Raw genomic sequence first — 7,234 nt, forward strand, 5'->3', positions numbered from 1 at the left:
GCCAGCCTTGCCACCATGCGGTCGCGGGTCCGCTGGGAGGTCATGCCCACCCCGCGCACCAGCTCCGGCAGTCGTTCAGGTGAGTGCATCCAGCCAGCCCTGTACGTCGTAGAGCGCCGCATGCCGGGTCAGGTCGGTCTGCAGCGGGGTGATGGAAACGAAGCCCGCCTCGACGGCGGCGAAGTCGGTATCGGGGCCGTCATCGGCGTTCTCCCCGGCGGCGGCGATCCACCAGCGCACCCGCCCCCGTGGGTCGCGCACCTCCAGTGGTCGCGAGGCCGGGCCGCGATAGCCCAGGCGCGTGACCCGGAAGCCCTGGATCTCGTCCCAGGGCAGGTCCGGCACGTTGACGTTGAGCAGGCGGTGTCGAAGTGACGCGACCCGACCAGCGACATGGCGATGGCCGGCATGCCCAGGTTGCGCCCCTCCATGGCGGCGGCCACGGTGCCGGAGTAGAGCACGTCGTCGCCCAGGTTGCCGCCATGGTTGATGCCGGAGATCACCAGGTCGGGCTTCTCGTCCCAGACGCCGTTGACCCCCAGGTAGACGCAGTCCGCCGGGGTCCCGTCGACGCTGTAGAAGCCGTTGTCCAGGTCGGAGAGCGAGAGCGGCCGGCTCAGGGTCAGGGAGTTGCTGGCCCCGCTCTTGTCGCGGTCCGGGGCCACCACGCGCAGCCGGGCGTGGGGCACCAGGGCATCGTGCAGGGCGCGCAGGCCGGGCGCATGCACGCCATCGTCATTGGAAAGCAGCAGTCGACGCATCGCGGACTCCTTCACAGGGTGGGGTGGGCGATCAGTTCGCGCAGCACGGCGGTGGCGAAGGCGCCGCGGGGCAGGCTGAAGGCGAGCCACAGCTCGCCCTCGCCGCGGGTCAGGCGCGGCTCGCCCAGGCGCAGGCGCAGGGCGCGGCGGGCCAGCCGAACGCCCGCGCGCTCGAGCCCGGCGCAGAGTGCCGGGTAGCGCTCCGACAGCCATCGCTCGCGGCCCAGCGCCTCGCCGGCCGCCACCGAGTCGCCGACGCCCCACAGCACCCCGCTGCCGTGCAGGTCCAGGCGGGCGGCGCGGGCCTCGAGCTCGGCATCCGGCGCCTCCAGGGTGAACTGGCTCGCCGTGCCGTCGAGGATCGCGACCTCGCCGGGCAGCAGGCGATTCCAGCTGCCGTCGCGGACCCGCGCGGCCAGCCCCTCGTTGAACAGGAAGCTGCGCGCCGCGGAGAGCAGCATGCCATCGCGGTCGTCGCGCTTGCGCCAGCCGCGGGCCAGCAGCGCGCGGGCGCGCAGCAGGTTGCGCCCGTCGGGGCCGAAGCGCTGGGGGCCGAAGTAGTTGGCTGCCCCTTGCTCCACCAGGCGCGACCAGCGCGCCGTCAGGGCCGGGTCGTCCAGCGCCGCGCCGGTCAGGCGCAGGCGGAAGCGGTTGGCACGGTGCACGCCGCGCTTGAGCTTGCGCGGGTGGCGCGCCTCGGAGAGCACGCGCACGCCGCGGGCGGCCAGGGCGTCGGCCAGGCCGGCCGGCGCCTCGCGCCCGGGCAGCTGCACCGACAGCCACTGGCGGGTGACGGCGACGCGATCCTTCATGCCCGAGTAGCCGACCGCCCGGGGCGACACCCCGCACAGCCGGGCCAGTTCGCGCACCGCCATGGCGGTGGTGAGGTCACGTTTCTCGATATGCAGCCAGAGGTGCTCGCCTTCCCCCTCCGGGGCAAAATCGAGCACCTCGGCGACCTCGAAGTCCTCGGGCGCGGCGCGGTACTCCCCCGCCGATGGCGGGCCGCAGTCGGCGTCGAGCACCCGCGGCCAGGCCGGCGGCCAGGTGATGGCGTCCGCCGCCGCCCCGGCGGTGGCGCCCTCACTCACCGGCCACCTCTCGCTTGGCGACAGGTGCGGCGGGCAGCAGCAGCACTACCGCCTCGGCGGCGATCCCCTCGCCACGCCCGGTGAAGCCAAGCCGCTCGCTGGTGGTGGCCTTGACGTTGACCGCGCCGGCCTCGACCTCGAGGTCCGCGGCGATGTTGGCCGCCATGGCCGCGATATGCGGCGCCATCTTCGGCGCCTGGGCGATCAGGGTGGCGTCCAGGTTGCCGACCCGGAAGCCGGCCTCATGCACCAGGCCTACCACGTGGCGCAGCAGCACGCGGCTGTCGGCGCCCTTCCAGGCGGGGTCGGTGTCGGGGAAGTGGCGGCCGATGTCGCCCAGGGCGCAGGCGCCCAGCAGGGCATCGCTGATGGCGTGGAGCAGCACGTCGCCGTCGGAGTGGGCGACGAAGCCCTGGTCGAAGGGAACGGCGACGCCGCCGATCATCAGGTGGTCACCCGCGCCGAAGCGGTGGACGTCGAAGCCGTGGCCGATGCGCATCATCTCTCCAGTGCGCCGGAAGGCGCCTTGTCTGGCTCGCCCGAGGCCGGCGCCGTCAGGGCCTGGGCGGCCAGGATCTGCGCGGCCAGTGCCAGGTCCTCGGGATGGGTGATCTTGAGGTTGTCGCGACGCCCGCTGACCAGCCGCGGCGAGAGCCCCAGCGCCTCCACCGCCGAGGCCTCGTCGGTGACCGCCACGCCGGCCCGGGCCGCCGCGGCCAGCGCCCGGCACAGCAGGCCATAGCGGAAGCCCTGGGGGGTCAGTGCCTGCCAGAGGCCGGTGCGGGGCTCGGTGCCCGCTATCCGGCCGGCGCCGTCGTCGCGCTTCATGGTGTCGGCCACCGGCGCGGCGAGCAGGCCGCCCACCGGGTCGTCCACCAGGATGGCATGCAGGCGAGCAAGGTCCGCTACGGTCACGCAGGGGCGCGCCGCGTCGTGGACCAGTACCAGGTCGTCGTCGGCCGCCTGCGCGGCGATGGCTGCCAGGGCGTTGGTGACCGAGTCGACCCGCTCGCCGCCGCCGGGCACCCAGCACCAGTCGGCGAAGGGCACCCAGGCCGGATCGAAGCGGGCATCAAAGGGGTCCAGGCAGAGGCAGAGCCGCGCCGCCGGGAAGGCCGCCTGCAGCCGCGCCAGGGTATGAGCCAGCACCGGGCGACCGTCGATCTCCAGGTACTGCTTGGGCCGATCGGCGCCCATCCGCTGCCCCTGGCCCGCCGCCGGGACCACCAGCCAGAGCGTCGCACTCATCGACTGGCCTCCAGGCCCACCGCCGGCGCCGGATTGACCACCGGACTCGACTCCACTACCACGCCGGGCACCCAGAAGAACTGTTCGTCGGCGCGCACCATGCCGATGTCGCTGCGGCCGCGCTCCTCGATGGCGTCCAGGCCGGTCTTGAGGTCCAGCACCTCGGCGCCAAGGCGCGCGTTGCGGGCGCGCAGCGGCTTGTTGGCCGCCTCCAGAGCCGCCACCCGCTCGCGGACCTCGCCGAGGTCGCGGATGCCCCCCTCCCCCAGCCACAGGCGATACTGCAGCAGGGCGAGCAGAACCAGCAGCACGATGGCCAACCACTTGAGCATGAACAGTGTCCGTCGCGAAAGGGAAAACGCGGGCATTATGCCACCATCGACGGGCGCGCTCACGTCCTGAACGGCAGCACCTGACCGGCGGCGGTGCAGTAGGCGCGAACCCGGGGGCGCTCCTCGGCGCAGAAGCGTCCCAAGGCGTCGCGCAGGCGAGGGTCGGCGATATGGTGCAATGAGGTGAGCAGGCGCGGCGCAAACCCCCGGGCCAGCTTGTGCTCGCCCTGGGTGCCGGGGTCGAAAACGGCAAGCCCCCGCGCCAGGCAGTGCTCGATGCCCTGGTAGTAGCAGGCCTCGAAGTGCAGGCAGTCGGCCATTACCTCGCTGCCCCAGTAGCGCCCGTAGAGGGTGCGCGCGCCCTGCAGGCAGAGCGCCGCCGCCACCGGCTGGCCCTCGAGCCGCGCCTGGACCAGCAGCAGGCGCTCCGGCATCGCCGCGCGCAGGCGGCGAAAGAAGTCCAGGTTGAGGTAACCGTGACGGCCGCGCTCCAGATAGGTGATCTCGTAGCAGCGGAAGAAATGCTCGAGGGCCGCCGCGTCGATCGACTCCCCTTCGAGGCGGTGCAGGATCAGCCCCTGGTCGGCGACGATGCGCCGCTCGCGGCGGATCGCCTTGCGCCGCTTCGAGGTCATGGCGGCGAGAAATCCCGTGAAGTCGCCGAAGCCTGCATCCCGCCACTGGAACTGCACCCCGTGGCGGGCCAGCAGGCCGGGGCGCGCCGCCTGCCAGGCGGCCACCTCCGCCTCCTCGGCGAACAGCAGGTGCCAGCTGGAGAGCCCTGACGCCTCCCCCTCCCAGGCCGCGGCCAGGGCATTGCGGGCCGCCAGGGGGTCGACGCCTTCCGCCAGCGCCAGCCGCGGGCCGGGCGCCGGCGTATAGGGAATCGCCGTGAGCCCCTTGGGGTAGTAGCGCCCGCCGGCGCGCTCCCAGGCGTCGGCCCAACTCCAGTCGAAGACGTACTCCCCGAAGGAGTGGTGCTTGTGATAGTGGGGCATCGCGCCGACCAGGGCGTCGCCGCGCCACAGCGTCAGGTGGTGCGGCACCCAGCCGGTGGCCGGGCTCACCGCGCCGCTGGCCTCCAGGGCGTGCAGGAACTCGTGGCGCAGGAAGGGATGGTCGTCGCCCACCAGGGCGTTCCAGGCCGCGGCCGGTACCGCCTCGATGGCGGGCAACTCCTTGAGTACCAGTTCGGGCATGGGTTCTCCTGGCACGCCGGCTATTCTTTGGTTCTTCGCACTTTGGCGTGAACATGTTTGGCAGGTTTCATGGTGGGAGGCCGGTTCACCGGGCGAAGGCGCCGCAGGCGCCCCGGTATTTTCCGGCAGCGCTGCGCGCAGCTTCGCGCGATAAATCGCCCTCCCACAGCAGTACGGCTGACAAGCGATCGACAGAAGGCCTACATTGTGCCAGACCACGCTTTCGCTTCCATATCATGACATCAGGGAGAGGTGCATGACCGATGCCCGCGAGCTGCAGGAGCAGTTCGAAGCCCAGCGTCGCGCCTTCGCGGCCGAGCCCTTCCCCAGCCTGGCCACCCGCCGCGACCGCCTGGCCCGGCTGGGGACCCTGTGCCGCCGCCACCGCGACGAGATCGCCCGTGCCATCAGCCAGGACTTCGGCCACCGCGCCGAGGCCGAGAGCCGCCTGGCGGAGATCGCCACGGTGCTCCAGGCGGTGCGCCATGCCCGGCGCCACCTCAGGCGCTGGATGCGCCCGCGGCGCGCGGCGGTGCCCTGGCGCCTGAAGCCCGGCCGGGCCAGGGTCCATCGCCAGCCGCTCGGCGTGGTGGGCATCATTGCCCCCGCCAACTACCCCTGGAACCTGGCCCTGCTGCCGGCGGTGGACGCCCTGGCCGCCGGCAACCGGGTGATGATCAAGCCCAGTGAGCATACCCCCGCCACCAGCGAACTGATGGCCCGGCTGGCCGCGCGCTACTTCAGCGCCGAGGAGCTCTGCGTGGTGCTCGGCGGGGCCGAGACGGCTCGCGACCTCTCGGCGCTGACCTTCGACCATCTATTGTTCACCGGCAGCGCCCGGGTCGGCCGAGAGGTGGCCCGCTCCGCCGCCGCCAACCTGACGCCCATCACCCTGGAGCTCGGCGGCAAGACCCCGGCGATCATCGGCCCCGACGCCGATCTCGCCAAGGCCGCCGAGCGTATCGCCTTCGGCAAGTGGCTCAACGCCGGCCAGACCTGCATCGCCCCTGATCATGTGCTGATCGACGCCCCCCGGCTGACCGCCTTCGTCGAGGCGCTACGCGCCGCGGTGAGCGACTTCTACCCACGGGGGGCCGCCAGCGACGACTACACCGCCGTGCCGGGCAGCCGGCAGCGCGCGCGTCTCGAGGCGATGCTCGAGGAGGCCCACGATCGCGGCTGCCGGGTGATCGCGCTGGGCGAGCGGGTCGAGCTGCCCGGCGGCGCGGTCAAGCTGCCCCCGACCCTGGTGATCGACCCCAACGCGGGGCTAACCCTGATGCAGGAGGAGATCTTCGGCCCCTGGCTGCCGATCCTCGGAGTGCGCGACTTCGAGGCCGCCCTGGATCACGTCAACGCCGGCCCCCGGCCGCTGGCGCTCTACGCCTTCACCGACGATGCCGAGCGGCGCCGACGGGTGCTGGAGACGACCCATTCCGGTGGCGTAGTCTTCAACGACACCCTGTGGCACAACGCCGTGCCCGCCCTGCCCTTCGGCGGCGTGGGGGAGAGCGGCATGGGGGCCTACCAGGGCGAGGCCGGCTTCCGGCGCTTCAGCCTAGAGCGCAGCGTCTTCCTGCAGGCCAGGCACACTGCCGTGGGGCTGCTCAACCCGCCCTATCGACGCTGGCTGCTGAGGCTGCTGGGGTTCTAGGTCCATCGCCGGTTGAGGTCAGGCTCGGCAACCCGCCAAAATAATGGTAATAAAACTACAAATTTGTCGAAATACCAGCTAGCATAGCGAGAAATCCGGATATTGTTTTGGTAAACTTAACAAAAACACACAGCTACCGAGGTGCTCCATGGCCACGCCGACCCCCGTCCTTAACGCCACCGTCGCCGACGTCACGCGACGCATCCGCGAACGCTCCGCCGAGCGCCGCGCCCTCTACGAGGCGCGCATGGGCGACCAGCACCGGCGCGGCGTGCATCGTGGCGAGCTCTCCTGCGGCAATCTCGCCCACGGCTTCGCCGCCTGCGGCGCCGAGGACAAGGACCGCCTCAAGCTGATGAACAGCGCCAACCTGGGTGTCGTCTCCTCCTACAACGACATGCTCTCGGCCCACCAGCCGCTGGAGGACTACCCCGCCATCATCAAGGAGGCGGCCCGCGCCATGGGCTCCACCGCCCAGTTCGCCGGCGGCGTGCCGGCCATGTGCGACGGCGTCACCCAGGGCCAGCCGGGCATGGAGCTGTCGCTCTTCTCCCGCGAAGTGATCGCCATGGCCACCGCCGTGTCGCTCTCCCACAACATGTTCGATGCCGCCCTCTACCTGGGCGTGTGCGACAAGATCGTCCCGGGGCTCTTCATCGGGGCGGCGCGCTTCGGCCACCTGCCGGCGCTCTTCGTGCCCGCCGGCCCCATGGAGAGCGGCCTGCCCAACAAGGAGAAGGCGCGCATCCGCCAGCTCTATGCCGAGGGCAAGGTGGGCCGCGAGGAGCTGCTGGAGGCGGAATCGGCCTCCTACCACAGTCCCGGCACGTGCACCTTCTACGGCACCGCCAACTCGAACCAGCTGATGATGGAGATCATGGGCCTGCACCTGCCCGGCGCCTCCTTCGTCAACCCGGGCACGGCGCTGCGCGAGGCCCTGACCCGCTAT

Annotated in this window: 7 protein-coding genes and 2 pseudogenes; 2 read left to right on the forward strand and 7 right to left on the reverse strand. The window is 71.7% G+C overall.

The window, feature by feature from the left end; translation table 11 throughout:
• The 7 genes and pseudogenes from J5F18_RS16350 to J5F18_RS16380 form a co-directional block, all read right to left on the reverse strand.
• Positions 1-89 (reverse strand): annotated as a pseudogene (locus J5F18_RS16350) (protein-L-isoaspartate O-methyltransferase); the annotation flags it as partial.
• Positions 76-761, reverse strand: a pseudogene (surE, locus tag J5F18_RS16355) (5'/3'-nucleotidase SurE). The pseudogenes surE and J5F18_RS16350, both read right to left, overlap by 14 nt.
• Before the next feature lie 11 nt (positions 762-772).
• A complete protein-coding gene (gene truD / locus J5F18_RS16360; protein WP_346299604.1) occupies positions 773-1,852 on the reverse strand; it encodes a tRNA pseudouridine(13) synthase TruD in 1,080 nt (359 codons plus the stop codon).
• Positions 1,845-2,351 carry a 2-C-methyl-D-erythritol 2,4-cyclodiphosphate synthase gene (ispF, locus tag J5F18_RS16365; RefSeq protein ID WP_346299605.1) on the reverse strand — a complete coding sequence of 169 codons (507 nt, stop codon included), beginning with the start codon at positions 2,349-2,351 and terminating at the stop codon, positions 1,845-1,847. The genes truD and ispF overlap by 8 nt, the downstream gene beginning before the upstream one ends.
• Positions 2,351-3,100 (reverse strand): 2-C-methyl-D-erythritol 4-phosphate cytidylyltransferase, encoded by a 750-nt coding sequence (gene ispD, locus J5F18_RS16370; protein ID WP_346299606.1) that lies wholly within the window; start codon positions 3,098-3,100, stop codon positions 2,351-2,353. The genes ispF and ispD overlap by 1 nt, the downstream gene beginning before the upstream one ends.
• Complete coding sequence (gene ftsB, locus J5F18_RS16375) at positions 3,097-3,432, reverse strand: cell division protein FtsB (protein WP_346299607.1); 336 nt, start codon at positions 3,430-3,432, stop codon at positions 3,097-3,099. The genes ispD and ftsB overlap by 4 nt, the downstream gene beginning before the upstream one ends.
• A gap of 59 nt (positions 3,433-3,491) precedes the next feature.
• On the reverse strand, positions 3,492-4,631 hold the full coding sequence (locus tag J5F18_RS16380; RefSeq protein WP_346299608.1) for a GNAT family N-acetyltransferase: 1,140 nt from the start codon (positions 4,629-4,631) through the stop codon (positions 3,492-3,494).
• Positions 4,632-4,887: 256 nt separating this feature from the next.
• On the opposite strand from J5F18_RS16380, the gene J5F18_RS16385 reads away from it, so the two are divergent.
• Both J5F18_RS16385 and J5F18_RS16390 read left to right on the forward strand, forming a co-directional pair.
• The gene (locus J5F18_RS16385) at positions 4,888-6,285 is read left to right on the forward strand and encodes a coniferyl aldehyde dehydrogenase (protein ID WP_346299609.1); all 1,398 of its coding nucleotides are present in this window, start codon (positions 4,888-4,890) and stop codon (positions 6,283-6,285) included.
• Between the two features lie 148 nt (positions 6,286-6,433).
• Positions 6,434-7,234: dihydroxy-acid dehydratase (locus tag J5F18_RS16390; protein WP_346299610.1), on the forward strand; the 801-nt coding region annotated here is incomplete at its 3' end.

This window comes from Halomonas sp. BM-2019, from assembly GCF_017584085.1.